The organism is Streptomyces sp. NPDC059895 (assembly GCF_042731035.1).
GTDB lineage: Bacteria > Actinomycetota > Actinomycetes > Streptomycetales > Streptomycetaceae > Streptomyces.
In genome coordinates this window covers 21,451-47,928 of the sequence record NZ_JBHWKO010000049.1, presented here as the reverse complement: position 1 = coordinate 47,928, position 26,478 = coordinate 21,451, and the positions used below count along the sequence as shown (strand labels likewise).

Annotated in this window: 23 protein-coding genes; 13 read left to right on the top strand and 10 right to left on the bottom strand. The window is 74.0% G+C overall.

Annotated elements, in window-relative coordinates; translation table 11 throughout:
- Nucleotides 1–194: 194 nt before the first annotated feature.
- From ACFV9M_RS35330 to ACFV9M_RS35320, 3 genes are all read right to left on the bottom strand, one after another.
- Nucleotides 195–1,718 (bottom strand): helix-turn-helix domain-containing protein, encoded by a 1,524-nt coding sequence (locus ACFV9M_RS35330; RefSeq protein ID WP_385076812.1) that lies wholly within the window; start codon nucleotides 1,716–1,718, stop codon nucleotides 195–197.
- A 186-nt stretch (nucleotides 1,719–1,904) separates the two neighbouring features.
- Nucleotides 1,905–3,491, bottom strand: a complete 1,587-nt coding sequence (locus ACFV9M_RS35325) for an MFS transporter (protein WP_385076809.1) — start codon at nucleotides 3,489–3,491, stop codon at nucleotides 1,905–1,907.
- A gap of 109 nt (nucleotides 3,492–3,600) precedes the next feature.
- Nucleotides 3,601–4,074 carry a MarR family winged helix-turn-helix transcriptional regulator gene (locus ACFV9M_RS35320; protein WP_385076807.1) on the bottom strand — a complete coding sequence of 158 codons (474 nt, stop codon included), beginning with the start codon at nucleotides 4,072–4,074 and terminating at the stop codon, nucleotides 3,601–3,603.
- Between the two features lie 137 nt (nucleotides 4,075–4,211).
- Between ACFV9M_RS35320 and ACFV9M_RS35315 the strand changes: the two genes are divergently transcribed.
- The 3 genes from ACFV9M_RS35315 (at nucleotide 4,212) to ACFV9M_RS35305 (ending at nucleotide 7,166) form a co-directional block, all read left to right on the top strand.
- Nucleotides 4,212–4,832 (top strand): L-threonylcarbamoyladenylate synthase, encoded by a 621-nt coding sequence (locus tag ACFV9M_RS35315; RefSeq protein WP_385076804.1) that lies wholly within the window; start codon nucleotides 4,212–4,214, stop codon nucleotides 4,830–4,832.
- A 237-nt stretch (nucleotides 4,833–5,069) separates the two neighbouring features.
- On the top strand, nucleotides 5,070–5,825 hold the full coding sequence (locus ACFV9M_RS35310; protein ID WP_385076802.1) for a dienelactone hydrolase family protein: 756 nt from the start codon (nucleotides 5,070–5,072) through the stop codon (nucleotides 5,823–5,825).
- A gap of 147 nt (nucleotides 5,826–5,972) precedes the next feature.
- Nucleotides 5,973–7,166 (top strand): glycoside hydrolase family 64 protein, encoded by a 1,194-nt coding sequence (locus ACFV9M_RS35305; RefSeq protein ID WP_385076800.1) that lies wholly within the window; start codon nucleotides 5,973–5,975, stop codon nucleotides 7,164–7,166.
- A 62-nt stretch (nucleotides 7,167–7,228) separates the two neighbouring features.
- On the opposite strand, the gene ACFV9M_RS35300 is transcribed toward ACFV9M_RS35305, so the two are convergent.
- Complete coding sequence (locus ACFV9M_RS35300; RefSeq protein ID WP_385076797.1) at nucleotides 7,229–9,634, bottom strand: M4 family metallopeptidase; 2,406 nt, start codon at nucleotides 9,632–9,634, stop codon at nucleotides 7,229–7,231.
- Between the two features lie 315 nt (nucleotides 9,635–9,949).
- On the opposite strand from ACFV9M_RS35300, the gene ACFV9M_RS35295 reads away from it, so the two are divergent.
- From ACFV9M_RS35295 to ACFV9M_RS35285, 3 genes are all read left to right on the top strand, one after another.
- Nucleotides 9,950–10,777 (top strand): MHYT domain-containing protein, encoded by an 828-nt coding sequence (locus tag ACFV9M_RS35295; RefSeq protein WP_385076794.1) that lies wholly within the window; start codon nucleotides 9,950–9,952, stop codon nucleotides 10,775–10,777.
- A 109-nt stretch (nucleotides 10,778–10,886) separates the two neighbouring features.
- Nucleotides 10,887–12,392, top strand: coding sequence for a metallophosphoesterase family protein (locus ACFV9M_RS35290; RefSeq protein WP_385076791.1), 1,506 nt, complete (start codon nucleotides 10,887–10,889; stop codon nucleotides 12,390–12,392).
- Nucleotides 12,393–12,414: 22 nt separating this feature from the next.
- Nucleotides 12,415–13,449, top strand: coding sequence for an LLM class flavin-dependent oxidoreductase (locus ACFV9M_RS35285; protein ID WP_385076788.1), 1,035 nt, complete (start codon nucleotides 12,415–12,417; stop codon nucleotides 13,447–13,449).
- Nucleotides 13,450–13,476: 27 nt separating this feature from the next.
- Here ACFV9M_RS35285 and ACFV9M_RS35280 read toward each other — a convergent pair whose 3' ends face one another.
- Nucleotides 13,477–14,451 (bottom strand): TauD/TfdA dioxygenase family protein, encoded by a 975-nt coding sequence (locus tag ACFV9M_RS35280; protein WP_385076786.1) that lies wholly within the window; start codon nucleotides 14,449–14,451, stop codon nucleotides 13,477–13,479.
- Nucleotides 14,452–14,581: 130 nt separating this feature from the next.
- Between ACFV9M_RS35280 and ACFV9M_RS35275 the strand changes: the two genes are divergently transcribed.
- The gene (locus ACFV9M_RS35275) at nucleotides 14,582–15,412 is read left to right on the top strand and encodes an aldo/keto reductase (protein WP_385076783.1); all 831 of its coding nucleotides are present in this window, start codon (nucleotides 14,582–14,584) and stop codon (nucleotides 15,410–15,412) included.
- Between the two features lie 127 nt (nucleotides 15,413–15,539).
- Here the strand turns inward: ACFV9M_RS35275 and ACFV9M_RS35270 are convergent, their stop codons facing one another.
- The 5 genes from ACFV9M_RS35270 to ACFV9M_RS35250 all read right to left on the bottom strand — a co-directional run bounded on the left by ACFV9M_RS35270 (nucleotide 15,540) and on the right by ACFV9M_RS35250 (nucleotide 19,682).
- Entirely contained in the window at nucleotides 15,540–16,007 is a 468-nt protein-coding gene (locus ACFV9M_RS35270; protein WP_385079900.1) for a peroxiredoxin, read from the bottom strand.
- The gene (locus ACFV9M_RS35265; protein WP_385079897.1) at nucleotides 16,004–16,393 is read right to left on the bottom strand and encodes a hypothetical protein; all 390 of its coding nucleotides are present in this window, start codon (nucleotides 16,391–16,393) and stop codon (nucleotides 16,004–16,006) included. Before ACFV9M_RS35265 ends, ACFV9M_RS35270 begins: the two co-directional genes overlap by 4 nt.
- A gap of 227 nt (nucleotides 16,394–16,620) precedes the next feature.
- Nucleotides 16,621–17,142, bottom strand: a complete 522-nt coding sequence (locus tag ACFV9M_RS35260) for a MarR family winged helix-turn-helix transcriptional regulator (RefSeq protein ID WP_385079895.1) — start codon at nucleotides 17,140–17,142, stop codon at nucleotides 16,621–16,623.
- Nucleotides 17,143–17,541: 399 nt separating this feature from the next.
- Complete coding sequence (locus ACFV9M_RS35255) at nucleotides 17,542–18,594, bottom strand: FecCD family ABC transporter permease (protein ID WP_385076497.1); 1,053 nt, start codon at nucleotides 18,592–18,594, stop codon at nucleotides 17,542–17,544.
- On the bottom strand, nucleotides 18,591–19,682 hold the full coding sequence (locus ACFV9M_RS35250; RefSeq protein WP_385076500.1) for a FecCD family ABC transporter permease: 1,092 nt from the start codon (nucleotides 19,680–19,682) through the stop codon (nucleotides 18,591–18,593). Before ACFV9M_RS35250 ends, ACFV9M_RS35255 begins: the two co-directional genes overlap by 4 nt.
- 124 nt (nucleotides 19,683–19,806) lie before the next feature.
- On the opposite strand from ACFV9M_RS35250, the gene fes reads away from it, so the two are divergent.
- The 6 genes from fes (at nucleotide 19,807) to ACFV9M_RS35220 (ending at nucleotide 26,478) form a co-directional block, all read left to right on the top strand.
- A complete protein-coding gene (fes, locus tag ACFV9M_RS35245; protein ID WP_385076502.1) occupies nucleotides 19,807–21,135 on the top strand; it encodes an enterochelin esterase in 1,329 nt (442 codons plus the stop codon).
- A 68-nt stretch (nucleotides 21,136–21,203) separates the two neighbouring features.
- The gene (locus tag ACFV9M_RS35240; protein ID WP_385076505.1) at nucleotides 21,204–22,181 is read left to right on the top strand and encodes an ABC transporter substrate-binding protein; all 978 of its coding nucleotides are present in this window, start codon (nucleotides 21,204–21,206) and stop codon (nucleotides 22,179–22,181) included.
- Nucleotides 22,178–22,957 carry a 2,3-dihydro-2,3-dihydroxybenzoate dehydrogenase gene (locus tag ACFV9M_RS35235; protein WP_385076508.1) on the top strand — a complete coding sequence of 260 codons (780 nt, stop codon included), beginning with the start codon at nucleotides 22,178–22,180 and terminating at the stop codon, nucleotides 22,955–22,957. The genes ACFV9M_RS35240 and ACFV9M_RS35235 overlap by 4 nt, the downstream gene beginning before the upstream one ends.
- Nucleotides 22,958–23,000: 43 nt before the next feature.
- On the top strand, nucleotides 23,001–24,197 hold the full coding sequence (locus ACFV9M_RS35230; protein ID WP_385076510.1) for an isochorismate synthase: 1,197 nt from the start codon (nucleotides 23,001–23,003) through the stop codon (nucleotides 24,195–24,197).
- Nucleotides 24,194–25,831, top strand: a complete 1,638-nt coding sequence (locus ACFV9M_RS35225; RefSeq protein ID WP_385076513.1) for a (2,3-dihydroxybenzoyl)adenylate synthase — start codon at nucleotides 24,194–24,196, stop codon at nucleotides 25,829–25,831. Before ACFV9M_RS35230 ends, ACFV9M_RS35225 begins: the two co-directional genes overlap by 4 nt.
- Nucleotides 25,832–25,845: 14 nt before the next feature.
- Nucleotides 25,846–26,478, top strand: a complete 633-nt coding sequence (locus tag ACFV9M_RS35220) for an isochorismatase family protein (protein WP_385076515.1) — start codon at nucleotides 25,846–25,848, stop codon at nucleotides 26,476–26,478.

The window sequence follows — 26,478 nt, the reverse complement described above, 5'->3', positions numbered from 1 at the left end:
TGCCCTGCCCGGCCTCCGGCCCGGGAGCCCGGGGGGGGCGGGGGGGGCCGCCCGGCTTCGGGGGGGGGCGGGGGGGGCCGGGGGGGTCCCGCCCCGGTCCCCCGCTCCGGTCGTGACCCCGCGACGCCTCGAACCTACGTGCTCGGCGGGCGACTTGGGAATCGTGCCGGTGCCCGCTCGTCCGGCCGGGGGGCTCACCTGTGCACAGGTGCGTCCGGAAGGCCCGATTGCGCCGGGTGGAGGCGGGGCGGTTCGAGGTCTTCGGTGATCAGGTGGGCGAGGACGACCTCGTAGAGGTCGCTGCCGGCGGCGAGGAGTTGGCGTTCGAGGACGGGTTCGGCGCTGCGGACGTGCTCGCGGACGGTCTGGGCGTGGACGCCGAGCAGGTGCGCGGCGCGTTCGGCGTTGCCGCCGGCGGCGATCCAGGTGCGCAGGGTGCGGCGCAGGTCGCGGGGGTCGGTGTCCAGGCGGGTGAGCAGGTCGCCGGCCCAGGAGCGCAGCGCGGGCCCGGTGAGCAGGTCGTCGAGGCGGGCGGGGGCCGTGGCGGGGCCGGTGTGCTGCCCGTCGAGGCCGGCCTGCGCGGTGAGGGCGAGGTGGACGGCGGCGCGGACGGTGAGGTCGGCGAAGTCGGTGCCCAGGAGGTTCTCGACGCGTTCCATGCGGGCGCGGACGGTGTTCCGGCTGACGCCGAGGATCTTCGCGGCGTTGACGGCGGTGAACTCCAGGCCGAGGCGGGTGGTGGCGAGGAGTTCGGCGCGGGTGTGGTGCGGGAGGGTGTCGAGGGGGCGCAGCAGGCGGGTCGTCCAGGCGTGGACGAGGGCGGGGTCCATCAGGCGTTCGGGGTGGGTGCGTTCGGCGTGGACGGCCGCCTTGCCGGGGCGGAAGCGGGCGACGGCGAGGGCGCTGACGGCCTGCCCGTAGGCGGTGGCGGTGTGGGCGAGCCCTTGGGGGAGGCTGCCGCCGAGGAAGGTGTCGGGGTGCCGGTCGCACAGGCCGTGCAGGGCGGGGCCGGCGGTGTCGTGCGGGGCGACGACGATGACGTGGGCGTCCATGGCGGGGCAGCGGACGACCAGGGCGTGGTCGCGGGTGGCGGCGATGCAGGCCTCGGCGAGGCGGTCGCGGTCCTCGGGCGTGCTCTCGACGACGTAGACGCAGGCGGTGTCGGTGTCGAGGAGGCCGGGCCACAGGCCGGCCGCGACGCGGCGGGCGGCGACGGTGTCCTCGACCATGAGCAGTTGGAGGATGGCCAGGCGCAGGTCGGAGGTGGCGCGGGCGAGGCGGTGTCCGGTGGCGGTGGTGCGTTCGGCGCACAGCAGCAGGGCGAGGGCGGCCGTGGTGTGGGTGACGACCTCGGAGGTCCGCCGGTCGAAGGGGGCGGTGCGGGAGACGGCGAGGACGGCGGCGCCGGCGGGTGGCGGCAGGTCGACCCGCAGCAGGCGCAGGTGGCGTCCGTCGGCGTCGCAGGCGGCGGAGGCGATGCGGCCGGCGACGATGTCGGCCGCCAGGTCCTCGTCCAGGGGGACGGTCCGGCCGGCGAGGGGGGCGCCGGTGTCGTCGCGCAGCGAGACGGTCGCGTCGACGGTGGCGGCCAGCCAGTCGACGATCCTGCGGACGTCGCGTGCGGCGGGGCGCAGGTGGTCGAGGAGTTCCTGCGCCCATGTCGACTCGGCGGAGTCCGTCACGTCCGTGTGACGTTTCTCGTCGTCCCGGCCAGCCATGTGTCGGCGCTCTCCTCGTCCCTCGCGGCCCCCGTCGGGGCCGAACCCGTCATATCGGTCAGGGACGTTACCTCACCCGGGCCGCGCGCCCGCCCACCGCGCCCGCGGGTGCGGGCGGAGCGGGCGGGCGCGGGCGACGGAGCGGGTGGTGGCCGTCGAGGGAGGGAGCGGCCGGGAGGGGGCCGGTCACTCGGCCGGTGTGGACCTCCGTAGGCCGACGGCGGCCAGGACCGCGCCGACGACGCACAGCAGGCCGGTGACCACGGAGGCCGTGTGCAGGCCGTTCATGAAGGCCTGGCCGCTGCCCTCGACGACGGCCGCCCGCAGTTGCGCGGGCATGCCCTCGGAGACGGGGGCCACGCCCATGGCGACGGCGTCCTTGGCCTCCTGGAGTCCGGCGGCCGCGGCGGCGGGGACCCCGGCGCGGGTGAGCTCGCCGCCCAGGGACGAGCCGACCTCGGCGCTGATCACGGAGACCAGGACGGAGGTGCCGAGGGCGCCGCCGATCTGGAGGGTGGTGGCCTGAAGGCCGCCGGCCACGCCGCCGTCCTGGACCGGGGCGTTGCCGACGATGGCGTCGGAGGAGGCCGCCATCACCATGCCGACACCGAGGCCGAGCGCGACGAACGGCGGCCACATGGTGGCGTAGGAGGAGTCGGTGGACCAGGTGAGCATGCCGAAGCAGGCGGCGGCCTGGAGGACCATGCCCAGCGGCATGCAGAAGCGGGCGCCGAAGCGGCCGGTGAGGGCGGCGCCGAGCGGGGAGGCGACGAGCGAGGCGAGGCTCAGCGGGAGGGTGCGGACACCGGCCTCGACGGGGGTGTAGCCGCGCACGTTCTGCAGGTACAGCATGATGAAGAAGATCGCGCCGAGCATCACGAAGAAGTTGAGCGCGGTGATGACCGCGCCGACGGTCAGCGCGCGGCTGCGGAACAGGCGCATCGGCAACAGCGGGTGTGCGACGCGGGTCTCGTGCCGGCCGAAGACGGCGAGGAGGACGAGTCCGGCGAGGACGGCGCCCCAGGTGCCGGCCGCGGTCCAGCCCCAGGTCTCGCCCTTGACGACGCCGAAGACGAGGCTGAGCAGGCCGGCCGCCAGCAGGATCACGCCGGGGACGTCGAAGCGGTGGTGCCCGGTGGAGTTCTTCGACTGCGGGAGGACGACGGCGCTGAAGACGAAGGCGACGACACCGATGGGGAGGTTGATGTAGAACACGGACTCCCAGCTGACGTTCTCCACGAGGAGGCCGCCGACGATCGGGCCGAGCGCGGTGGAGACGGCGGAGACCATGGCCCAGATGCCGACCGCCATGCCGAACTTGCGGGGCGGGAACACCGCGCGCAGCAGTCCGAGGGTGTTGGGCATCAGCAGACCGCCGAAGACGCCCTGGAGGGCGCGGAAGACGATGACGCCGGTGATGGAGCCGGACAGGCCGATGGCGACCGAGGAGAGGGCGAACCCGGCGACGCCGACCAGGTAGAAGGTGCGCCGGCCGAAGCGGTCACCGAGCTTGCCGCCGAGGATCAGGGTGGCGGCGAGGGCGAGCAGGTAGGAGTTGGTCACCCACTGGAGGTCGGCGGTGGAGGCGTTCAGGTCGCGCCCGATCTCCGGGTTGGCGATGGCGACGACGGACCCGTCGAGCTGGACCATGAACAGGCCGAAGGCGACCGCGCAGAGGGTGAGCCAGGGGTTGGAGCGGAAGCGGCCGGGGGCCGGGGGCTGCTCCGCGCTGCGCGCGGGCACGCCGGAGGGATCCACGGTCGTGGACGACATGGAGAGGCCTTGTCTGTGTGCGTGGGGTGGAAAGCGGGCGGGGCACGGCCGTGTCGCACGGCGGCGCCATGCGGCGAGGGGCGTGCGAAGGGACCCGCGGAGGGAGGTGTCAGTGCGCGGCGGCGTGCAGGTGGCGCGTGAGCGACGTGAGCGCGCCGAGCGCGGAGCCGAGGGCGTCCATCTCGCCGTCGGTGAGGGCGTCCAGCGCCTCGGCGAGGTAGGCGGTCTCCAGGTCGCGGACCTCGCCCAGGCGCCGGCGCGAGGTCGCCGTCGGGTACAGATGGGCGACGCGCTTGTCGGCGCTGTCCTGCCGGCGTTCCAGCAGGCCCTGTGCGGTGAGCTGGGAGACCAGGGCGCTGACGTTGTTGGGCTTCATCAGCAGGGCCTCGGCGGCCTCGCGGACGGTGGCGCCCTCCTGCTGCGCGACGAACTTCAGCAGCAGCAGCTGCCCCTCGGGGGGCTTGGGCAGGGGGTAGGTGGACGCGACACGGCGGTCCAGGGCCCGGTGCAGCGCGGGGAGGCAGGCCGCGAGCTCGCAGGCCACGCGGTCGGTGCCCCGGGAAGGCGCGCTGGTGTCGGACATGCGGCCAGTATAAGTATCTGAAGATACCTATGTCAAAAGAGGTATTGCCGCCGGCCCGGGGCCCCGGCCGACCCGGAAGCGGCGCGGGGGCCGACCGCCTGCGCCGCGCGCCCCGCGGCACGCAATAAGCTCGGCGGATGGCGAAGTACTACGACGTGCACCCCGACAACCCCCAGCCCCGCACCATCGGCCAGGTCGCGGCGGCCATCCGGGGCGACGCGCTCATCGCGTACCCGACGGACTCCTGCTACGCGCTCGGCTGCCGGATCGGCAGCCGGGACGGTGTCGAGCGGATCCGGTCCATCCGCGAGCTGGACGACCGGCACCACTTCACCCTGGTCTGCCAGGACTTCGCGCAGCTCGGGCAGTTCGTGCGGGTGGACAACGACGTGTTCCGCGCGATCAAGGCGTCGACGCCCGGCAGCTACACCTTCATCCTCCCGGCGACGAAGGAGGTGCCGCGCATGCTCCAGCACCCGAAGAAGAAGACCGTGGGCGTGCGCATCCCGGACCATGTCGTCACACAGGCCCTGCTCGCCGAACTCGGCGAGCCACTGCTGTCGAGCACCCTGCTGCTGCCCGGCGAGGAGGAGCCGCTGACCCAGGGCTGGGAGATCAAGGACCGGCTCGACCACGCCGTGGACGGGGTGCTCGACTCCGGGGACTGCGGCACCGAGCCGACGACGGTCATCGACTTCTCCGGCGGCGAGGCGGAGATCGTGCGCCACGGGGCGGGTGACACCTCGCGGTTCGAGTAGCGGGACGCCCTGCCCGCCGGTAAAGGGACACCCCGCCCGCCGGTAAAGGGACACCCCGCCCGCCGGTAAGGAGACACCCTGCCCGCCGGTAGAGGGAAGCCCTGCCCGTCCGCAAAGGGACGCCCTGCCCGCCGGGGGTCCTCGCGGCCGGTTGGATGGTACGTGCAACGATGGTCGCGGCCCGGCCCCGCCGGGCCGATCGACTGCTCGCCGTGAACCGCGCAGAGAGGCACCCCCTTGACCTCCGTACAGGGAACCGCTGTGGACGTCCCCACCGAGGACGGCGTCGCCGACGCCTATCTCGCCCACCCCGGTGACGGGGCGCCCCGTCCGGGCGTGCTGCTGTTCCAGGACGCGTTCGGGCTGCGTCCGCATCTGCGGGCGATGGCGGACCGGCTGGCGGGGGCCGGGTACACCGTGCTGGTGCCGAACCTGTTCTACCGCCACGGGCGCGCCCCCGTCGTGGAGCTGCCCGAGTTCATCGACCCCTCCGCGCGCCCGGAGATCTTCGAGCGGCTGCGGCCGGTCATGCAGTCCCTGACCAACGACCTGGCCATGCGGGACGCCGGCGCGTACCTGCGCTGGCTCGCGGAGAACCCGCTGGTCGCGGACGGCCCGGTGGCGCTGACCGGGTACTGCATGGGGGCCCGTCTCGCCCTGCTGACGGCCGGCACCCACCCGGACCGGGTCGCCGCGGCGGCCGGCTTCCACGGCGGCCGGCTGGCGACGGACACGCCGGACAGCCCGCACCTGGTGGCCGGCCGCGTCACCGCCGAGCTGTACTTCGGCCACGCCGACGACGACCCGTCCCTGCCGCCCGAGCAGATGGAGCGCCTGGACGACGCGCTGACCGAGGCCGGGGTCCGCCACCACTGCGAGGTCTACCCCGGCGCGCACCACGGCTTCACCCAGGCCGACACCGCCGCGTACCACGAGGAGGGGGCGGAGCGGCACTGGGCGGCTCTCCTGGATCTGCTCAAGCGCACGTTCTGACGCCGCGTCGAGGCGCCCGGGCACCTTCCCCGGGCGCCTCCCCCCGCCCCACATCATTGACATGCTCACATCCGCGTGCGACTTTGAGAGCGCTCTCACTCAGGTATGGACCAACCCCCCACAGGTCTACCCGCACGGAGGTGGAGCGTGCTGCGCACCCTCAGGTCCCGGCTGACGGCAGCGGCGGGAGCCGCCGCCCTCGTCTGCACCCTGCTCACCCTGGGTCCACCGGCCCGGGCCGCCGTCCCCGACACCATCCCCCTCACGATCACCAACAACTCCGGCCGCGGCGAACCGCTGTACGTCTACGACCTCGGCACCCTCCTGTCGACCGGTCAGCAGGGCTGGGCGGACGCGAACGGCACGTTCCACGCCTGGCCCGCGGGCGGCAGCCCGCCCACCCCGGCTCCGGACGCCTCGATCGCGGGCCCGGCGGCCGGCCGGTCGGCGACGATCCGGATCCCCCGGTTCTCCGGGCGGATCTACTTCTCGTACGGCCAGAAGCTGGCCTTCCGGCTGACCACCGGCGGGCTGGTGCAGCCGGCCGTGCAGAACCCGAGCGACCCGAACCGGAACATTCTGTTCAACTGGTCGGAGTACACACTCAACGACTCCGGGCTGTGGCTGAACAGCACACAGGTCGACATGTTCTCCGCTCCGTACGCGGTCGGGGTGCAACGCGCGGACGGAAGCACGGTCAGCACCGGGCACCTCCGGGCGGGCGGCTACAACGGGGTCCTCACCGCCCTGCGCGGTCAGCCCGGGGGCTGGGCGAACCTGATCCAGACCCGGTCCGACGGCACCGTCCTGCGGGCGCTCTCCCCGCTGTACGGGGTGGAGACCGGGGCCCTTCCGGCGAACGTCATGGACGACTACGTCGACCGCGTCTGGCAGAAGTACACGACGACGACCCTGACCGTGACGCCGTTCGCCGACCGGCCCGGCACCACGTACCACGGCCGGGTCTCGGGCGGCGTCCTGAACTTCACCGACGCCTCCGGAGCCGTCGTGACGAGCTTCCAGAAGCCGGACGCGTCCAGCGTCTTCGGGTGCCACAAGCTGCTGGACGCCCCCAACGACGCCGTGCGCGGGCCGATCTCCCGCACCCTGTGCGCCGGCTTCAACCGCTCCACGCTCCTGACCAACCCCAACCAGCCGGACACCTCGCCGGCGGCCTTCTACCAGGACGCGGTGACCAACCACTACGCCCGCGCCGTCCACGCGCAGATGGCGGACGGCAAGGCGTACGCCTTCGCGTTCGACGACGTCGGACAGCAGGAGTCGCTGGTCCACGACGGCTCCCCGGTCCAGGCGTATCTGACGCTGGACCCGCTGAGCTGAACGCGACGACGTCCCGCACCCGGAGCTAGCCCGTGTGCGGGACGTCGGTCAGGGGGTGCGGATCAGCCGGTCGTGACGGCGGTGTCGTCGACCACGAAGCTGGTCTGGAGCGAGGAGTCCTCCACGCCGGTGAACTTCAGGGTCACCGTGGTGCCCGCGAACGACGCGAGGCTCAGGGACTTCTGCACGTAACCGGAGGCCGCGTTGAGGTTGGAGTACGTCGCCAGGGTCGTCGACCCGGCGGTGACCGTCAGCTTGTCGTACTGGGTGCTGGTGGTGGTCTCGGCCGTGTCGATGTGCAGCCAGAAGGTGAACGTGGTGCTGGTGCAGCCGCTCGGGATCGTCACCGACTGCGACAGCGTGTCGGTGTGGGTCGAGCCGTAGCCGTCGAGCCAGGCCTTGTAGGAGCCGGTGCGGGCCGCCTGGCTGCTGGAGTTGGTGATGACACCGCTCGTCGCCGTCCAGGTGGTGCTGCCCGACTCGAAGCCCTGGTTGCCCAGGAGCTGCGTCGAGGTGCAGGAGCCCCCGCCCCCGGAGGAGCTGACCGTCCAGGTGAAGGACGCGGTGCCGGTGGCGCCGGTGGAGTCGGTCACCGTCACGGTGGTGCTGGAGGAGCCGGCCGTGGTCGGCGTACCGGAGATCAGCCCGGTGGAGCCGCTGATCGACAGGCCGGCGGGCAGGCCGCTCGCCGCGTAGGTCAGGGAACCGCCGTTGGTGCTGCTCGCCGCGATCTGGAGGCTCACGGCGGTGCCGACGGTGGCGGACTGGCTGCCCGGGTTGGTGACCGTGACGCCCGTCGACGGGACCGTGATGTGGCTGCCGACGTTGATGCCCGCGAAGGCGTTGCCGACCCCGGCGTACTGGGTGGAGCCGGAGCCGTAGAGCGCCGTGGCCGCGTTCAGGGCGGCGGTGCGGGCGCCCGCGTAGTTGGTGCTGGACGTCATGTACGTCGTCAGCGCCTTGTACCAGATCTGCAGGGCCGCGGCCCGGCCGATGCCGGCGACGGCGACGCCGTCGGAGGTCGGGCTGTTGTAGGTGACGCCGTTGACGGTCTTGCTGCCGCTGCCCTCGGAGAGCAGGTAGAACATGTGGTTCGCCGGGCCCGAGGAGTAGTGGACGTCGAGGCTGCCGATGCCGGAGTACCAGCTGTCGGCGGAGGAGCCGTCCTTGTCGGGCTCGTCCATGTAGCGCAGCGGGGTGCCGTCGCCGTTGATGTCGATCTTCTCGCCGATGAGGTAGTCGCCGACGTCGGTGGAGTTGGCCGCGTAGAACTCCACGCCCGTGCCGAAGATGTCGGAGGTCGCCTCGTTCAGCCCGCCGGACTCACCGGTGTAGTTGAGGTTCGCGGTGTTGGAGGTGACGCCGTGGGTCATCTCGTGGCCGGCGACGTCCAGCGAGGTCAGCGCGTGCGTGCCGCCGGAGCCGTCGCCGTAGGTCATGCAGAAGCAGTCGTCGTCCCAGAAGGCGTTGACGTACGCCGAGCTGTAGTGGACGCGCGAGTAGGCGGCGACGCCGTCGTTCTTGATGCCGCTGCGCCCGAAGGTGTTCTTGTAGAAGTCCCACGTCACCTGGGCGCCGAAGTGGGCGTCGACCCCGGCGGTCTGGGTGTTGGAGCCGGAGCCGGTGCCCCAGACGTCGTCGGAGTCCGTCATCAGGGTGCCGGTGCCCGACGTGCCGTTGTTGAGGCTGTACGTCTTGTGGCCGCCGCGCGTGGTGTCGTACAGCTGGTACGTCGAGCCGGACAGCGTGGTGCCGATGGTCACCGTGCCGCTGTACTGGCTGTTGCCGGTGCCGGTCTTGATGTCCTCGAAGCGGTGCAGCTCCGCGCCGGTGGTGGCGTCGGTGACGACGTGCAGCCGGCTCGGCGTGCCGTCGTCCTGGAGCCCGCTCACCACGGTCTCCCAGGCGAGCTTCGGGGTGCCCTCGCCCGCCCAGATCACCTTGCGGGCGCTGTCGGCGGCGGGGTCCTGGGCGTCGAGCGCCTCGGCGGCCTTCAGGGCCTTGGTCTCGGCGGCCGCCTTGCTGTACGTGGGCGTGGTGGACTTGACCGAGACGGTACGGCGGTCGTTGTTGAAGGTCGTACTCACCGTGCCGGCGGCCGCCGTGGCCGGGGGCGTGTGCACGACGAGGTCGCCACCGAGGACGGGCAGGCCCGCGTAGGTGCGCTCGTAGCGGGTGTGCACGGTCCCGTCGTTGTCCTTGACGACGTCCTTGACGACCAGCTTCTCCTGGGCGCCGAGGCCCAGGGTGTCGGCCGTCCGCCCGGTGCTCGCCTCGGCGCTCCTGATCAGTGCCGTGCGCTGGGCGGGCGTGAGCTCGGCGGGCAGGCCGCCGGCGCGCAGGGGGCTGGGGTGGGGGGCGGCGGGCTGCGCCGCCGCGGGGGTCGACGGAACACCGAGAGCGAGGACGGCGAGCGTGGAGAGCAGGGCGGCTCCGGCCGCGGTCCGCTTACGGGGGTTGGGTCTCACTCGTACTCCTCCTGCGGCGGCCGCGGGTGGCGGCCGGTGACAGACCGGGCAGACGGGTGTGCTGTCCGGGACGAGCTGAGGTGTGCGGGACCTACAGCGTTGTGGGGGGGCGACGTGCCGCGTGCGAGCGGCAGTTGGGTGGAGGATGACAGTGTTGTCCGGGGCATGTCATCCACAGTCCGGCGCTTCGAGGGTTATCCCTCGGTGCGGGACAGCTCCGCCTCCCGGCGGGCTCAGGGGAAGGGGCTTGCTTTCACCGGTGGATCACACGTAGACCTTCCCCTACAACAGACGTCGCTCTGGGGGGAGTTGGCGATGGAAGGTACGCTTGACGGCTTCCGGTACGGGGCGGTGACCCCGGTGGCGGCCTATGTGATGGCTTGTCTGGGAGGTGCCCTGGGTCTGCGCTGCATCGTGCGCTCACTGATCCACGGGCATGCGTGGAGGCCGGGCTGGCTGGCGCTGGGGGCCGTGTCGATCGGCTGCGGGATCTGGACGATGCACTTCATCGCCATGATCGGGTTCCAGGTGGAGGAGACCCGGATCGGCTACCACGTCGGACTGACCGTGCTCAGTCTGGTCGTCGCGGTCGTGGTCGTGGGCATCGGGGTGTTCATCGTGGGGTACCGCGGCGCGGGCGGCACGGTCCTGTGCCTCGCGGGCTCGGTCACCGGGGTCGGGGTCGCCGCCATGCACTACCTCGGCATGGCGGCGATGCAGCTCAACGGCAGCATCGGCTACGACCCGGCCACGGTCGCCCTCTCCGTGCTGATCGCGATCGTCGCCGCGACGGCGGCCCTGTGGGCGGCCGTCACGATCCGCGGTTTCGTGATGAGTCTCGGGGCGAGCCTCGTGATGGGCGTCGCCGTGTCCGGGATGCACTACACCGCCATGGCCGCCGTCAGCGTCCATGTGCACGGCACGACGTCGTCCTGGGCCGGCGACACCCCGTCCTCCCTGCTGCTGCCGATGCTCATCGGGCCGATCGTCTTCCTGGTGCTGGCCGGGGTGGTGGTGATGTTCGACCCGCTCCTCGTGCTCGGGGACGGCGAGTGGAACCGGCCCACCGGGACCGGACGGGCCGCCCCGGCCGACCAGCCGTCACGCCGCAAGGCCACCGGGCGCTCGTGGAGCCGGGGCTGAGCCGACGCGCGGCGCTCACGCAGGCGCGTCGGCAACCACCGTCCCGGACAAGGCGGTTCACCACCCCCCGGCCGGCACTCCCTCCTTGATCGATTGCTACGGTGCACCGATGGCCACATCCTCACGCGAGACCGCCGAAGGCGCCGGCTGGGGCGGCGCCGACCGGGGCGCGTACCAGCAGCTCATGCCCGGCGGGGTCCAGAAGATCTCGTGGCTGGACCCCAGGATGCTGTGGGCGGCGCGCAACGGTGTGCTGGCGTCCTGGTTCGGCGATCCCACGGGCCGCACGCGCGCCCGGTGGGTGGCGCAGCGGGAGGCCGCCGGGGCGCCGGCCGACAAGGTGATCCGGCGCACGGACCCGGAGAGCTTCTCCTTCATGGTCATCGGTGACACGGGAGAGGGTGACGACCCCCAGTACGCCGTCGTCCCCGGCTTCCTGAAAGCCGGTCAGGACACGCGGTTCGCCGTCCTGGCCAGTGACGTGATCTATCCCGTCGGCAGCGCGGACGACTACGACGGCAAGTTCTTCCGGCCGTACCGGGACTACCGGGCGCCGATCTACGCGATACCCGGCAACCACGACTGGTACGAGGACCTCGGCGGGTTCATGCGCGTCTTCTGCGACGACGCCCCGCCCCTGGCGCCCGAGCCCGCACCGCGCCCGCTCACCCGCGCCTGGCTGCGCTCGCTGCTGTGGCACCGGCCCCGCCCGGACGACGGCCGCCGCCTGGACGAGGCCCGCGCGCTGCGCTCCGCGGAGTGCCAGCGGGCGGTGCAGCCGGGACCGTACTGGGCGATCGACTCCGGGCCGGTGCGGATCATCGGCATCGACACGGGCCTGCTGGGCACCCTGGACGCCGAACAGGGCGCGTGGCTGCGCGAGGTGTCGCGGGGACCGCGGCCGAAGATCCTCGTCACCGGCTCGCCCCTGTACGTGGACGGCGAGCACCACCCGTGCCCCATCGAGGGCGGCGGCACGGTCGACGAGATCGTGCGCGACCCGGAGCACCACTACGTCGCGGCGATCGGCGGCGACATCCACAACTACCAGCGCTACCCGGTGCGGCTGGAGGACGGCCGCACCCTGCAGTACGTCGTCGCGGGCGGTGGCGGCGCGTTCATGCACGCCACCCACACCATTCCCCGCGTCGACGTCGCCGGGGTGACCGAGGCGGACTTCCGCTGCTACCCGCTGCGCGGCGACTCCCTCGCCTTCTACAGCCGCCTGTACGGCCGCCGGCTGCGGCTGCGCCGCTTCTTCACCCTCACCGAGGCCGAGGCCACGGCCGTGGTCGCCGAGCGGCTGGGCATCCCGCCGACCCGGACGCCGGGCGGGGAGGTCCGGCTCACCCGGCGGATCCGGCTGGTCGCCGGCCTGCTCGGGGCGGGCCGCCGCCCCGACCGCACCGCACGCGTCCGCCTGCCCGTGCGCAAGATCTACACGCAGTTGTTCTCGCCGAGCTCGGCGACGTACAGCCCGCCCTTCTTCAAGTGCTTCCTGCGGCTGGACGTGACGCCCGGGACCCTGCGGCTGCGCTGCTACGCGGCCACCGGCAACCGCGCGCAGGAACTGGACCCGCCGGTCGAGGACGAGTTCACCGTCCCCCTGGCCTGAACCCCGTTGCGAGAAGGAGACCATGACGGCCGTCCCCCGCCCGCTGCGCAAGCTGGGCTTCCTCACCATCGGCCTGTTCGACGGAGCCGATCCGCGACGCGGGCACGAGAACACGCTGGAGATCATCGAGCTGGGCGAGCGCCTCGGCTTCGACAGCGCCTGGGTGCGCCACCGCCACCTCCAGTACGGCATCTCCTCCCCCGTCGCCGTCCTCGCCGCGGCCTCGCAGCGCACCAGCCGTATCGAGCTGGGCACCGCGGTGATCCCGCTGGGCTGGGAGAACCCGCTGCGGCTGGCGGAGGACCTGGCGACCGTGGACGTCCTGTCCGGGGGCCGGCTCAACCCCGGGGTGAGCGTCGGCCCGCCGATGCACTACGACCGGGTCCGGCAGGCCCTGTACCCGGACACGGGCGATGCGGAGGACTTCGGGTACGAGCGGGTGCGGCGCCTGCTGGACCTCGTGCGCGGCGAGCCCGCCACCGGCTTCAGCGGCACCGAAGGGTTCGAGGTGTTCTCGGACCGGGTCCAGCCGCACTCCCCCGGCCTGGGCCGTCGCCTGTGGTACGGCGGAGGCAGCCTGAGCTCGGCCCGGTGGGCCGGGGAACACGGCATGAACTTCCTCACCAGCAGTGTGGTCAAGGCCGAGGGGCCGGACGACACGCGGGACTTCGCCGAGATCCAGCTGTCCCACGTCCGCGCCTTCCGCGCCGCCCATCCCGACGGCGAGGCCGCCCGGGTCTCCCAGGGGCTCGTCGTCATCCCCACCGACTCGGCCTCGCCCCGACAGCGCGACCGGTACCGGGAGTTCGCCGCCCGGCGTCTGCCGCGCACCACGGCCCCGCAGGGTCCGGCGCGCCTGCTGTTCGCGCCGGACCTGGTCGGCACGTCCGAGGAGATCGCCGAACGGCTCCACGCGCACGCCGCGTTCCGCGAGATCGACGAGGTGGCGTTCGCGCTGCCGTTCACCTTCGCCCACGAGGACTACGTCCAGATCCTCACCGACATGGCGACGAAGCTGGGCCCGGCGCTGGGCCGGCGCCCCGGCGTCACCGGCTGAGGCAGCCGATTGCGCCGGGCCGCCCACTCACCAGCGGCCCGGCGCGGTCCCGGTCACCGGCTCCGACGGCCTGCCGTCCACGCCGACCGGCACGTCACCGGCGAGCATCACCCGGTGCATGGTGCGGGGGAAGCCGAGGTGGGCGTTGTCGCCGGGGGCGAGATGGATGGTGGCCCGGTTGTCCCAGAAGGCGACGCTGCCCGGCTCCCAGCGGAAGCGGACGGTGTACTCGGGCCGGGTGGCCTGGTCGAGGAGCATCTCCAGGACCGCCGTGCTCTCCGCGCGGGAGAGGCCGGTGATCTGCTCGACGTAGTAGCCGTTGACGTACAGCACGCGTTCCCCGGTCTCCGGGTGGACGCGCACCAAGGGGTGCACGGACGCCACCTGGTGGTCCAGCAGATGGCGCAGGTACGCGTCGTCGCCCGGGCGGGGCTGGTAGCCGACGCCGAGCCGGTGCTCGGCACGCAGTCCGTCGACGAACCCCCGTACGGGCGCGGAGAGTCCGGCGTAGGCGGCGGCCAGGTTGGACCAGGTGGTGTCGCCGCCGTAGGGCGGTACCGTCTCGGCGCGCAGGATCGTCGCGGCCGGCGGGTCGATGCGGGCGCCGTGGTCGCAGTGCCAGCCGCGCAGCAGGGTGTGACGGCGGCGCCGCAGCCACTCGTCGTGCTCCATGCCGAACCGGCCGCCGAGCTCCAGCCGGTCGGCGGTGGTCTCGATCTCCGGAACGTCGGGCGGGGAGGCGCCGCCCCGCTTGCGCAGCACGACCGGCTCGCCGAACCGCCGGGCGAACGCCACGTGCCCGGCGTGGTCCAGGCGCTGCCCGCGGAAGAACACCACCTTCCAGCGCAGCACCGCCGCCCGGACCGCGGCCACCTGGGCGTCGTCGAGTCCCTCGGCCAGGTCGACGCCCGTGATCTCGGCGCCGATGTGCCCGGCGACCGGCCGCACCTCCAGTCCGGCCGCCCGCACGGCCTCGTCCGTCGTCCGGCTGTCCGTCGTCATGCGTGCTCCGATCGTCGTCGGGTGCGGCCCGGTGCCGCCCGCAGGCTTCCTCCCCCACCCCTGCGGTTGATCAATCCTCGCCCCCTGACCGAAGCTGGGAGCGACGGTACGGTCGAGGAAAGGCGCGACGGTGAGCAACATCCCGGTGCACACGCTCAACGACGGAACGAAGCTGCCCGCTCTCGGGCTCGGCACCTGGCCGATGGACGACGCGCAGGCGGAGGAGGCGGTGGCCGCGGCGCTCCGGCAGGGCTACCGGCTGATCGACTCGGCGGTGAACTACCGCAACGAGACGGGCGTCGGCCGCGGCATCGCCCGGGCCGGCGTGCCCCGCGAGGAGATCGTCGTCACCACGAAGCTCCCGGGCCGCCACCACGGGTACGAGGAGACCCTCGCCTCCTTCGAGGAGTCCCGCCGCCGGCTCGGCGTCGACCACGTGGACCTGTACCTGATCCACTGGCCGCTCCCCCGCGTGGGCCGGTACGTCGACTCCTGGCGGGCCATGATCAAACTCCGTGAGGAGGGCCTGGTCCGCTCGATCGGCGTCTCCAACTTCACCGCCGGGCACATCGAGCGGCTGGAGAAGGAGACGGGCGTCCTGCCGTCCGTCAACCAGATCGAGCTGCACCCCCTCCTGCCGCAGGACGAGCTGCGCGCCGTCCACGAGGCCAAGGGCATCGTCACGGAGAGCTGGAGCCCCCTGGGCCGCGGCTCGGACATCCTGGCGGACCCGGCCGTCGTCTCCGTCGCCGAGGCGCACGGGGTGACGCCGGCCCAGGCCGTGCTGCGCTGGCACGTCCAGCTCGGCGCGGTGCCCATCCCGAAGTCGTCCGACCCCGGGCGGCAGGCCGCCAACCTCGACGTGTTCGGCTTCGAGCTGGACGCGGCGCAGACGGCGGCGATCGCGGACCGCGCCCACCGGCGGCTGGGCGGCGACCCGGAGGCGCACGAGGAGTTCTGACCGGACGGGCCCCGGCGGCCGGACCACCGCCGGCCGCCGGGGCCCATCGACCGGTGGGGAGCGTCGGGGCGCACCCGGCAGTGGGGAGCGTCGGGGCGCACCCGGCGGCGGCGTGGCGCGCCGGGGGTCAGGGACGGTGGGCGCGCAGTGCCTCGAGGGCACGGTCGGCGTGGGTGTTCATGCGCAGCTCGCTGCGGACCACCTCCAGGACGGTGCGGTCCTGCCCGATGACGAAGGTGACCCGCTTGGTGGGTGCCAGGGAGAAGCCGCGCTTCACACCGAACCGCTCCCGCACCGCGCCGTCGGGGTCGGACAGCAACGGCATGCCGAGGGTGTGGCGTCCGGCGAACTCCTGCTGCCGGTCGACGGAGTCACCGCTGATGCCGACGGGCCGCGCGCCGACGGCGGCGAACTCCGCGGCCAGGTCGCGGAAGTGGCAGGCCTCCGCGGTGCAGCCGGCGGTCAGGGCGGCGGGATAGAAGAAGAGCACCACCGGCCCCTCGGCGAGCAGTTCCGTGAGGCTGCGCACCGTACCGGTCTCGTCCGGCAGCGCGAAGTCCTCGACCAGGTCACCGGTCCGCGGTGTGCCGCTCATCGGCGTCCCTCCCCGGTCCCGGCGCGCCCGGCGACGCTGCGGGCCCACAGCACGAGCGGCACCTGCAAGGGAAGCCGGCCGATCGCCGCGGCCTTCAGCGGGGCGGTCCGGTGGCGCCAGTCGAGCGCCAGCTTGACGTTGGCGGGGAAGACGCCGACGAAGAACGCCGCCGTGGCCAGGGCCGCCGCCCGGCGGGTCCGGGGCATCGCCAGGCCCGCCGCGAGCGCCAGTTCGGCGACCGCGCTGGCGTACGTCCAGGCCCTGGGCGAGCCGGGCAGCGCGCGGGGGATCGTCGCGTCGAACGGGCGTGGCGCCGTGACATGGGCGATGCCCGCGCCGGCCAGCAGGCCCGCGAGCAACAGGGGTGAGCGTTCGGACCGGGGCACGGTTCCTCCTCTGACGGCCTGCTCTGAACGGCCTGCTCCGACGGCCTGGCGGGCGATCCTACTGGACAGTAAGGAGGGGGCCCGGGCGGGGTCCCCAAGTCGCCGCAACCGTACGGCGGGAGGGGCGGGGACGGGAGGGGCGGGGACGAGAGGAGCGGGGAGGGGAGGAGCGGGGGCCGGCCCGGCGGGTCCGTGCCTCGGACCTCCGCCGGCCGCCGTCCCGGCCGTCAGGCGCCGCCCGCGGGCGGCGGCACCGGTCGCTCGGTCTCCTCGTCGACTGCGTGGGAGAGCAGGTCGTCGACCATGCGGTGGAAGAGGGCGGCCAGCTGCCCCAGGTCCTCGGGGGTCCACCCGGACAGCGCCGCCTGCATGCCGCGGGCGCCCGCGTCGCGGACCCGTTCCACGGCCGCGCGGCCCTCGGCGGTGAGCTGGATCCGCTGCGCCCTGCCGTCGTCGGGGTCCGGCACCCGGATGACATGGCCGGACTTCTCGAGGTGCTGCACGGTCCGCGTCACGTGCGAGGCCTCCACGCCCAGCCGCTGGGCCAGCTCCCCCGGCCGCAGCGGCTCGGTGTCGGCGATCTGGCGGAGCAGGGCCACGGCGGCGCGGTCCAGGGGGACACCGGCCAGCGCCATCAGCCGGTCGTGCCGACGGGCGCGGGTGCTCAGATAGGTGATGCGCGTGAGCGCCCGCTCGATCTCGGTCACGTCCGCCGAGGCGGGGGCGGAGGACAGCGGTTCGGTCGACATGCGGCCCACCGTACCATCTTGTTGCGTAACTCAAGTAAGTTGTCGTGTGCGTGGCAGAGGCGCTTGGCGCGTGCCGGGTGCGGCGCGCGTGCCGGACGCGGCGTGGGCGGCATGCGCGGCGGTCACGCCGGACGCGGCGTGGGCGGCACGCGCGGCATGCGCGCGGAGGCGGCGGACGCGGCAAGCGCGGCACGCGCGCGGAGGCGGCGGACGCGGCAAGCGCGGCACGCGCGCGGAGGCGGCGGACGCGGCACGCGCGCGGAGGCGGCGGTCACGCCGGACTCGGCACGCGCGGCACGCGCACCGGGCGCGGCAGCCGGGCACGCACCGGACGCGGCAGCCGGGCGCGGCACTCCGGCGCGCACCGGACGCGGCAGGCGGGCGCGCCCCCGCCCCGGCTCACAGACGCCCCGCCCCCCTTTCCCCGCGCAGCAGCCACGCCAGGTACGCGCCGCCCGCCACGCCCGTCACCACGCCGACCGGCAGCAGGGACGAGCCGGTGAGGCGCTGGGTGGCGAGGTCGGCGGCGGAGACCAGGAGGGCGCCCGTCCAGGCGGCGGGCAGGAGGTTCGGGCCGGCGGCGCGGGTGAGGCGGCGGGCCAGTTGCGGGGCGGCCATCGCGACGAAGGGGATCGGGCCGGCCGCGGCGACCGCCATCGCGGTGAGTCCGGTGCCGACGCCGAGCAGGGCCAGGCGGCTGCGCTCGGGCGGGACGCCGAGGGCGGCGGCGGTGTCGTCGCCCATCTCCAGCAGGGTCAGCCGGCGGGCGTACACCAGGACGGCGGGGAGCAGCGCGGCCAGGCCCAGCGCGGCGATGCGGACGTCCGTCCAGTCGCGGGCGTTGAGCGAGCCGATGGTCCAGCTCGCGGCCTGGGCCGCCTTGCCGATGTCGGCGCGCACGTAGAGGAAGCTGGTCGCCGAGCCGAGCACCGCGGAGGCCCCGATGCCGACGAGGACGAGCCGGTAGCCGTGCACGCCCCGCTTCCAGGCGAGGACGTAGACGGCCGCGGCCGTGGCGAGGCCGCCGCAGACCGCGCCGAGCGCCGTCTGCGGGGCGCCGGCGTCGAACAGGATGATCGCGACGAGCGCGCCCGCCGAGGCTCCGTTGCCGAAGCCGGTGATGTCCGGGCTGCCGAGCGGATTGCGCGTCAGCGACTGGAACACCGCGCCGGCCAGGCCCATCCCGAAGCCGACCAGCACGGCGACGAGGGCCCGCGGCAGGCGCAGGTCCATGACGATGAACTCGGCGCCGGGCGGTCCCGACCCGGCGAGGGTGCGCACCACCTCGACGGGCGTCAGCGCGTAACCGCCGGTGCCGAGGGAGAGGATCAGGGCGCAGCCGGTGAGCGCCGCGATCACGGCGCAGGTGAGCAGGGTGCGCGGGACGCAGCGCAGGGACCAGGTGCCGGTGCGCAGGACGGTGGCGGTGCGGGGCGCCTGGAGCAGGCTCACAGCTGGGCCACCTTCCGCCGCCGGACCAGGTGGATGAAGAGCAGGCCGCCGAGGAAGGCGGTGACGGTGCCGACCTCGATCTCCGAGGGGGGCACGACGATCCGTCCGACCACGTCGGAGACGAGGAGGAGGACGGGGGCGTACAGGGCGCAGTAGGGCAGCAGCCAGCGCGGGTCGGAGCCGCAGAAGGAGCGGGCCGCGTGCGGGATCATCAGGCCGATGAAGGCGATCGGCCCGCAGACGGCGGTCGCGCCGCCGCACAGCAGGGTGATGGCGAGGACGGACAGCACGCGGGTGCGCCGCACGCGCGTGCCGAGGGCGCGCGCGTGGTCGTCGCCGAGCGCGAGCGCGCCGAGCGGGCGGGCCAGGGCGAGGGCGAGGGCGGCGCCGGCCAGGAGCAGCGGGAGCACGGTGAGCAGCAGGTCGGCGTCGCGTTTGGCGAGGGTGCCGACGGACCAGTACCGCATCTCGTCCAGCGCGTTCAGGTCCCACTGCTGAAGGCCGTTGACGTAGCCGAACAGGGCCGCGTTGACGGCGGTTCCGGCGAGGGCGAGGCGGACGGGGGTGGCGTGCCGGCCGCCGCCCAGGGCCTGGACGGCGGTGGCGGCGAGGGCGGCTCCGGCGAGCGCGAACCACAGGTAGCCGGTGAACGTGGTGATGCCGAGGACGCTGATCGCGGTGACGACGGCCGCGGCGGCGCCCGCGTTGACGCCGAGCAGGCCGGGGTCGGCCAGGGGGTTGCGGGTCAGGGTCTGCATGAGGCCGCCGCCGAGGCCGAGGGCTGCGCCGACGGCGATGCCGATGAGGGTGCGCGGCAGCCTCAACTCCCGCACGATCGCGTCGTTCTCGGTGCCGGTGGGGGTGAACAGCGCGCTCCACACCTGGTCCGGGGCGATCTGTTTGGTGCCTACACCTAGCGAAAGCAGTGTTGTCGCGCTGAGCAACACCAGGCCGAGCAGCAGGCCCCACGCCCGCAAGGAAGCCCGTGACCTGCGGCTTTCCTCGCCGTGGGGCGTGTCGGACGGAGTCGGCGGATCCGGCGGGGCCGGCCGTTTTCCCCCGGTGCGGGGGCGCACATCAGCGAACATGTGCTTAGCTTAGGCTAACCTAAGCAGGGCGGTTGACGATCTCGTTGACACTTTATGCCCGCATGCCCAACTGCCGTCGGCGCGCCGCCCATCGACGCGAACCGACGGCCCCGGAGGGGGAGAGATGTCCGCCTTGGAGACCCGCCCCGTGCGGCGGGACACCTCCGACGCCGTGCGCCCGGAGCGCGTCACCGGTCCGCGGATCGCACGGCTGCTGGAGGACCTGGACCGCCCGGAGTCCGCCGACGGCGCGCGGCGCGCCGCCGTGACGGCGGCGTTCTGGGAGGAGGCCGACCGTCAAGGCACCCCGCTCGTCGAGGAGTTCGACGGCCGGCCCGGGTACCGGGCGGTCACCTTCCTGTGGCGCGGCCATCGGGCCACCCGACAGGTGCTGTTGCACGCCAACCGGATCGTCGACCGCGACCACCTGGCCGACTCCCTCCTGGAACACGTCCCCGGCACCGACGTCTGGCACCTGGGGCTGCTGCTGCGCGCCGACCACCGCGGCTCCTACCGCATGGCCGCCGACGTCTCGGCCAAGGAACCGCCCACGGACCCGGCCGGGCTCCAGCAGCGGCTGCGGTCGCTGTCCGTGCACGCCGCCGCCGACCCGCGCAACCGGCGCCGGTCGCCGACCCGTTGGGGCGGGGCTGACGCCTCCGTCTTCGCCCTGCCCGACGCACCGCCGCAGCCGTGGGCCGACCGGCCCGCCGGCACCCCGGCGGGGCGCGTGGAGCGGCACCGGGTGAGCGCCCCGGCGCTCGGCGGCGACCGTGACGTCTGGGTCTACCTGCCCCCGGGGCACCGCTCCACCGACCACGAACCACTGCCGGTGGTGGTGCTGTGCGACGGCGACATGTGGTTCGGGCGGCTCGCCCTGGGCCGCACGCTCGACGCGCTCGTCACCGACGGTGCGCTGCCCCCGCTCGCCGTCCTGGCGCCCGACGCCGTGGACCGCGACACCCGCTGGCGTGAACTCGGCGGCCGGGAGCCGTTCGTGAACTTCCTCGCGGACGAACTGCTGCCCTGGGCCGCCGGCCGCTGGCCGCTGACCACGGACCCGGCGCGCACGGTCGTCGCCGGCCAGAGCCTGGGCGCGGTCACCGCGCTGCACGCCGCCCACCGGCGGCCGGAGCGCTTCGGCAACGTCCTCGCCCAGTCCGCCTCCCTGTGGTGGCGGCCGGGCCTGCCACCGCCCCGGGGCCCCAAGCCCGCCGTGTTCGGCGTGCCGTGGCTCGTCTCGCGGTACGCCGCGGCCGGCCCGCGGTCGGTCGCGGTCCACCTGGACGTCGGCCTCCACGAGGGCTCGATGGTCGAGCACAGCCGCGCCCTGCACGAGGTGCTGCGCCGCTCCGGCCACCGGGTCACCTACACGGAGTTCAACGGCGGCCACGACTACGCCTGCTGGCACCCGGGCCTGGCCGACGGCCTGACGCGCCTGCTGGGCCCCTGAGATCCTCCCCCGCCGTCCCGTCCCCTTCGTTGCCCGAGTTCCCGAACCATCGCAAGGAGCTTTCCCACATGTCCTCTGCACGCACCTCCCGCCGCGCGGTCCTGACGTCCGCCGCCGCCGTCGTGACGGGAGCCCTCCTCCTGTCCGCCTGCGGCGACGGCGGGAACGACGGAGGCACGTCCGGCGCGGAGGCGGGCACCCGCGCCATCACCGACGCGACCGGCCGCACGGTCGACGTCCCCACCGCGCCGACGAAGGTCGTCACGCTGAGCGAGCCCACCCTGGACGCGGCCCTCGCGCTGGGCGTCGAACCGGTCGGCGCGACCGCCGGCCGGGGCCAGAAGGGCGTCTCCACCTACCTCGCCGACAAGGCGTCCGAGGCGCAGGTGGTCGCGACCGTCGCCGAGGCCGACATGGAGAAGGTGGCGGCGCTCCAGCCCGACCTGATCCTGCTCGACGAGACGACGGCCGTGAAGAGCGAGGTGTCCAAGCTCCAGGCCATCGCGCCGACGGTGGTGACCGCGAAACTGAACGAGGACTGGAAGAAGGCGTTCACCGCGACCGCCGACGCGCTGAACAAGAAGGCGGACGCCGTAAAGCTCCTCGCGGACCTCGACACCGACGTCGCCGCCGCCAAGGCGAAGCTCGGCGCGAACGCGGGCGCCGTCGTCAGCGTCGTCCGCTGGCAGAACGGCGCGCCCTCCGTCGTCGGCAGGGGCGTCGGCCACGTCGGCTCCACCCTCACCGCGCTGGGTCTCACCCGGCCGAAGGACCAGCAGGGCACCGGCACCGGGCACAGCGAACCGGTCAGCCTGGAGAAGCTGTCGACCATCGACGGCGACTGGCTGTTCTTCGGCACGCTCGGGGACCTGGCGGACGGCGAGAAGGCCTACGCCGAGGCGCGGAAGGTCGCCAACTTCGGCAAGCTCGGGGCCGAGGAGAACGGGCACGTCGTCGTGGTGCAGGGCTCGGCGTGGAACAGCGCCGGCGGTCCGCTGGCCGCGCGGATCGTCCTGGACGACGTGACGAAGGCGCTGGCCTCGTGAGCGCGGGCCTGGAGGGCCGCCTCGCCCTGGTGACGGGGGCGGGCCGCGGGATCGGCGCGGCCGTGGTCGCCGCCCTCGTCGAGGAGGGCGCCCGGGTCCTGGCCACCGACCTGGACGCGGCCGGCGTCGAGGCGCTCGCCGCGGCGCACCCGGGCCGGGTCACCGCCCGCCCGCTGGACGTCACCGACGCCCGGGCCGTGGAGGACCTCGTCGACGGGGCCGAGCGCGAACTCGGCCCGCTGGACATCGCCGTCAACGTCGCCGGGATCCTGCGGAACGCGGATGTCGTGAACCTGACCGACGAGGACTGGGCGGCCACCTTCGCCGTCAACACCGACGGCGTCTTCCACGTCTCGCGCGCCGCCGCCCGGCGGATGGCGGCCCGCGGCGCGGGCAGCATCGTCACCGTCGCCTCGAACGCGGCCGGCATCCCGCGCGCGGGCCTGGCCGCCTACGCCGCCTCCAAGGCCGCCGCCGTCATGTTCACCAAGTGCCTGGGCCTGGAGGTGGCCGCACAGGGAGTGCGCTGCAACACCGTCTCCCCGGGCTCCACCCTCACCGACATGCAGCGCGCCCTGTGGACCGACGACGCGGAGGAATCGGTCCGGCGCGTCGTCGAGGGCGACCTGGCCGCCCACCGCACCGGCATCCCGCTGGGCCGGATCGCCGACCCCGCCGACATCGCCGACGCCGTGGTGTTCCTGGTCTCCGACCGCGCCCGGCACATCACCCTGCACGACCTGTACGTCGACGGCGGCGCCACCCTCCGGGCCTGACCCGCCCCACCGCCCTCGTGCACGTCCCCCACTGGAGACACCCATGCCTGCCCGACTGCGCGAACACCCCGCTCCCGCCCTCCTCTCCCCCGGCGCGGCCACCGCACTGCTGGAGGCCTACCGGCCCGGCACCGACCGGTTCCTCTCCTCGCCCCGGCACACCCTGCTGGGCCGGGGAACGGCCGCCGAGATACCCCACGGCACGGACCCGCTGACGCACCGTGTGCGCGACGTCCTCGACGGACTGCGCCGCACCGGCGCGCCGGCCCCCCTCGTCATGGGCTCCATCCCCTTCGCCCCCGACGCGCCGCCCGCGCTCGCCGTGCCCGACATGGTGCACTGGGCGCCGGCACTGCGCGAGGACCCGCTCGTCGCGCTGCCCGTGGCCGCCGACCCGCACCGGCCGGACTGGCGGGTGCGGGAGGTGCCCTCGCCCGAGCGGTACGGCCAGGCCGTCGCCGCGGCCGTCGCCCGGATGCGGGCCGGTGAGTTCGACAAGGTCGTCCTGGCCCGCACCCTGGAGCTGACCTCCGCGCGCGAGCCCGACCTGGCCACCATGCTGCGCCGGCTGGCCCAGCGGGACCCGTCCGGCTACTCCTTCGCCCTGCCCAGCGGCCCCGGCCGCACCCTCGTCGGCGCCAGCCCCGAACTGCTGGTCTCCCGGCGGGGCGGGGTGCTGACGGCCAACCCGCTCGCCGGGTCCGCCCCGCGCAGCGCCGACCTCGCCGAGGACGTGCGCCGGGCGGCCGCGCTGCTGGAGTCCGCGAAGGACCTGCACGAGCACGCCGTGGTCGCGACCGCCGTCCGCGAGGCGCTCGCGCCGTTCTGCACGCGTCTGGAGGTGCCGGAGCGGCCCACGCTGGTGCGGACCGCCGCGCTGTGGCACCTGTCGACGACCGTCACCGGAGAGCTGTCCGACCCTGCCGTGACCGCCCTGGACCTCGCGTGCGCCCTGCATCCGACGCCCGCGGTCTGCGGCACGCCCACCGAGACGGCCCGCGCCGTGATCGCCGAGTCAGAGCCCTTCGACCGGGGCCCCTACACGGGCATGGTCGGCTGGCAGGACGCGGACGGCGACGGCGAGTGGGTCGTGACCATCCGCTGCGCCGAGGCCGAGGGGCGCACACTGCGGCTGTTCGCGGGCGCCGGTGTGGTCGCCGAGTCGACCCCGGAGGCGGAGACGGCGGAGACCGCCGCCAAGTTCCGCACCTTCCTGCACGCCGTGGGGGCCGACCTGTGAGCGCCTCCGCCCTGACCCCCGGCCTCGACTCCCCCACCTGGCCCGCGGAGTTCGCCGAACGCTACCGCGCGGCCGGCCACTGGCGCGGCGAGACCTTCGGCGGCGTGCTGCGCGCCCGGGCCGCCGCCCATCCCGACCGGATCGCCCTGGTCGACCCGGCGCCGGAGCGCCGCACCTGGACGTACCGGGAGCTGGACGAGCGCGCCGACCGGCTGGCCGCCGGGTTCACGGCCCGCGGGATCGGCCCGGGCGACCGGGTCGTCGTCCAGCTGCCGAACACCGGCGAGTTCATCGAGGTGGTCTTCGCGCTGTTCCGCATCGGCGCCCTGCCCGTGTACGCGCTGCCCGCGCACCGGGACACCGAGGTCTCCTACTTCTGCTCCTTCACCGAGGCGGTCGCCTACGTCATCCCCGACGTCCACGCCGGCTTCGACTTCCGCGACCTGGCCACGCGGGTGCGCAAGGAGGCGCCGGGCCTGCGGCACGTGTTCGTGGCCGGCGACCCCGGCGGGCACACCCCGCTGTCCGAGGTGCCGTGCGACCCCGCCGTTCCGCTCGCCGGACCGGAGCCGCACGAGCTGGCGTTCCTCCAGCTGTCGGGCGGCACGACGGGCGTGCCCAAGCTCATCCCGCGCACCCACGACGACTACGCCTACTCGCTGCGCGGCTCGAACGAGATCTGCGGCGTCGACGCGGACACCCGCTTCCTCGTCACCCTCCCCGCCGCCCACAACTTCCCCATGAGCTCGCCGGGCTGGCTGGGCGTGCTGTACGCCGGCGGCACCGCCGTGATGTGCCCGCGGCCCGACCCGGCGACCGCGTTCCCGCTGATCGAGAGCGAGCGGATCACCATGACCGGGCTGGTGCCGCCGCTCGCCCTGGTGTGGACGGAGGCGGCGGGCGGCACCGGGCACGACCTGTCCAGCCTGGAACTGGCCCTGGTCGGCGGCGCCAAGTACAGCGCGGAGGCGGCCCGCCGTCTCGAACCCGCCCTCGGGTGCCGGCTGATGCAGGTGTTCGGGATGGCGGAGGGGCTGGTCAACTACACGCGGCTGGACGACGATCCGGAGACGGTGGTCACCACGCAGGGCCGGCCGATCTCCCCGGACGACGAGATCCGCATCGTCGACGACGCCGGGGCGGAGGTCCCCGACGGCGCGTTCGGGCATCTGCTCACCCGCGGCCCGTACACCATCCGCGGCTACTGGCGGGCCCCCGAGCACAACGCCCGCTCCTTCACCGAGGACGGCTTCTACCGCACAGGCGACATCGTGCGCCGCACCCCCACCGGCCACCTCGTGGTCGAGGGCCGGGCGAAGGACCAGATCAACCGGGGCGGCGAGAAGATCGCGCCGGAGGAGGTCGAGAACGTCATCCTCGCCCACCCGGCCGTGCACGACGTGTCCGTGGTCGCCGTGCCCGATCCCTACCTCGGCGAACGCTCCCTCGCCTACGTGATCCTCCGCCGGGGTGCCGACCCGCTGAAAGCGGCCGCGGTAAAGCGTTTCGTGCGCGAGCGCGGCATCGCCGCCTACAAGGTCCCCGACCTCGTCGAGTTCGTCGACGCCTTCCCGCAGACCGGCGTCGGCAAGGTCAGCAAGAAGCAGCTGCGGTCCAGCGCCGAGCAGCACTGAAAGGCCCCCTCCCCATGGCACTTCCCGCCGTCTCCCCCTACCCGCTCCCGACCGTCGACGAGTTGCCGGCCAACCGCGTCTCCTGGGGCGTGGACCCCGCCCGCGCGGTCCTGCTCGTGCACGACCTCCAGCACCACTTCCTGTCCGCCTACCCTTCCGGCGAGCAGCCCCTCAGCGACATGCTCGGCAACACCGCGCGGCTGCTGGAGCAGGCCCGCCGGCTGGGTGTGCCGGTGGTCTACTCGGCCCAGCGCGGCGGCCAGACCCCCGAGGAGCGCGGGCTCCAGCTCGACTTCTGGGGCCCGGGCGTGGCCGACGACCCCCAGGCGCTCGCCGTGCCCGCCGCGATGGCGCCGCAGCCGGGCGACACGCTGCTGACCAAGTGGAAGTACAGCGCCTTCGTGCGCACCGACCTCGAGGGGCGGATGCGCGGCTGGGGGCGCGACCAGCTGGTGATCGTCGGTGTGTACGCGCACATCGGGGTCATGATGACGGCCTGCGACGCGTGGTCGCGGGACATCCGGGCGTTCGTCGTGGCCGACGCCGTCGCGGACTTCTCCCGCGACGACCACGACATGGCGCTGCGCTGGGCCGCCGGCCGCTGCGCGGTCGTGACCACCGCCGACGCGGTCTTCGGGGAGGTCTGA

Bases quoted from the DNA above. Each gene is read 5' to 3' on its own strand.
- ACFV9M_RS35270 (WP_385079900.1), bottom strand. From the start codon at position 16,007: ATGAGCGGCACACCGCGGACCGGTGACCTGGTCGAGGACTTCGCGCTG.
- ACFV9M_RS35315 (WP_385076804.1), top strand. From the start codon at position 4,212: ATGGCGAAGTACTACGACGTGCACCCCGACAACCCCCAGCCCCGCACC.
- ACFV9M_RS35330 (WP_385076812.1), bottom strand. From the start codon at position 1,718: ATGGCTGGCCGGGACGACGAGAAACGTCACACGGACGTGACGGACTCC.
- ACFV9M_RS35250 (WP_385076500.1), bottom strand. From the start codon at position 19,682: ATGTTCGCTGATGTGCGCCCCCGCACCGGGGGAAAACGGCCGGCCCCG.
- ACFV9M_RS35290 (WP_385076791.1), top strand. From the start codon at position 10,887: ATGGCCACATCCTCACGCGAGACCGCCGAAGGCGCCGGCTGGGGCGGC.
- ACFV9M_RS35295 (WP_385076794.1), top strand. From the start codon at position 9,950: ATGGAAGGTACGCTTGACGGCTTCCGGTACGGGGCGGTGACCCCGGTG.
- ACFV9M_RS35285 (WP_385076788.1), top strand. From the start codon at position 12,415: ATGACGGCCGTCCCCCGCCCGCTGCGCAAGCTGGGCTTCCTCACCATC.
- ACFV9M_RS35240 (WP_385076505.1), top strand. From the start codon at position 21,204: ATGTCCTCTGCACGCACCTCCCGCCGCGCGGTCCTGACGTCCGCCGCC.
- fes (WP_385076502.1), top strand. From the start codon at position 19,807: ATGTCCGCCTTGGAGACCCGCCCCGTGCGGCGGGACACCTCCGACGCC.
- ACFV9M_RS35320 (WP_385076807.1), bottom strand. From the start codon at position 4,074: ATGTCCGACACCAGCGCGCCTTCCCGGGGCACCGACCGCGTGGCCTGC.
- ACFV9M_RS35260 (WP_385079895.1), bottom strand. From the start codon at position 17,142: ATGTCGACCGAACCGCTGTCCTCCGCCCCCGCCTCGGCGGACGTGACC.
- ACFV9M_RS35220 (WP_385076515.1), top strand. From the start codon at position 25,846: ATGGCACTTCCCGCCGTCTCCCCCTACCCGCTCCCGACCGTCGACGAG.
- ACFV9M_RS35230 (WP_385076510.1), top strand. From the start codon at position 23,001: ATGCCTGCCCGACTGCGCGAACACCCCGCTCCCGCCCTCCTCTCCCCC.
- ACFV9M_RS35325 (WP_385076809.1), bottom strand. From the start codon at position 3,491: ATGTCGTCCACGACCGTGGATCCCTCCGGCGTGCCCGCGCGCAGCGCG.
- ACFV9M_RS35280 (WP_385076786.1), bottom strand. From the start codon at position 14,451: ATGACGACGGACAGCCGGACGACGGACGAGGCCGTGCGGGCGGCCGGA.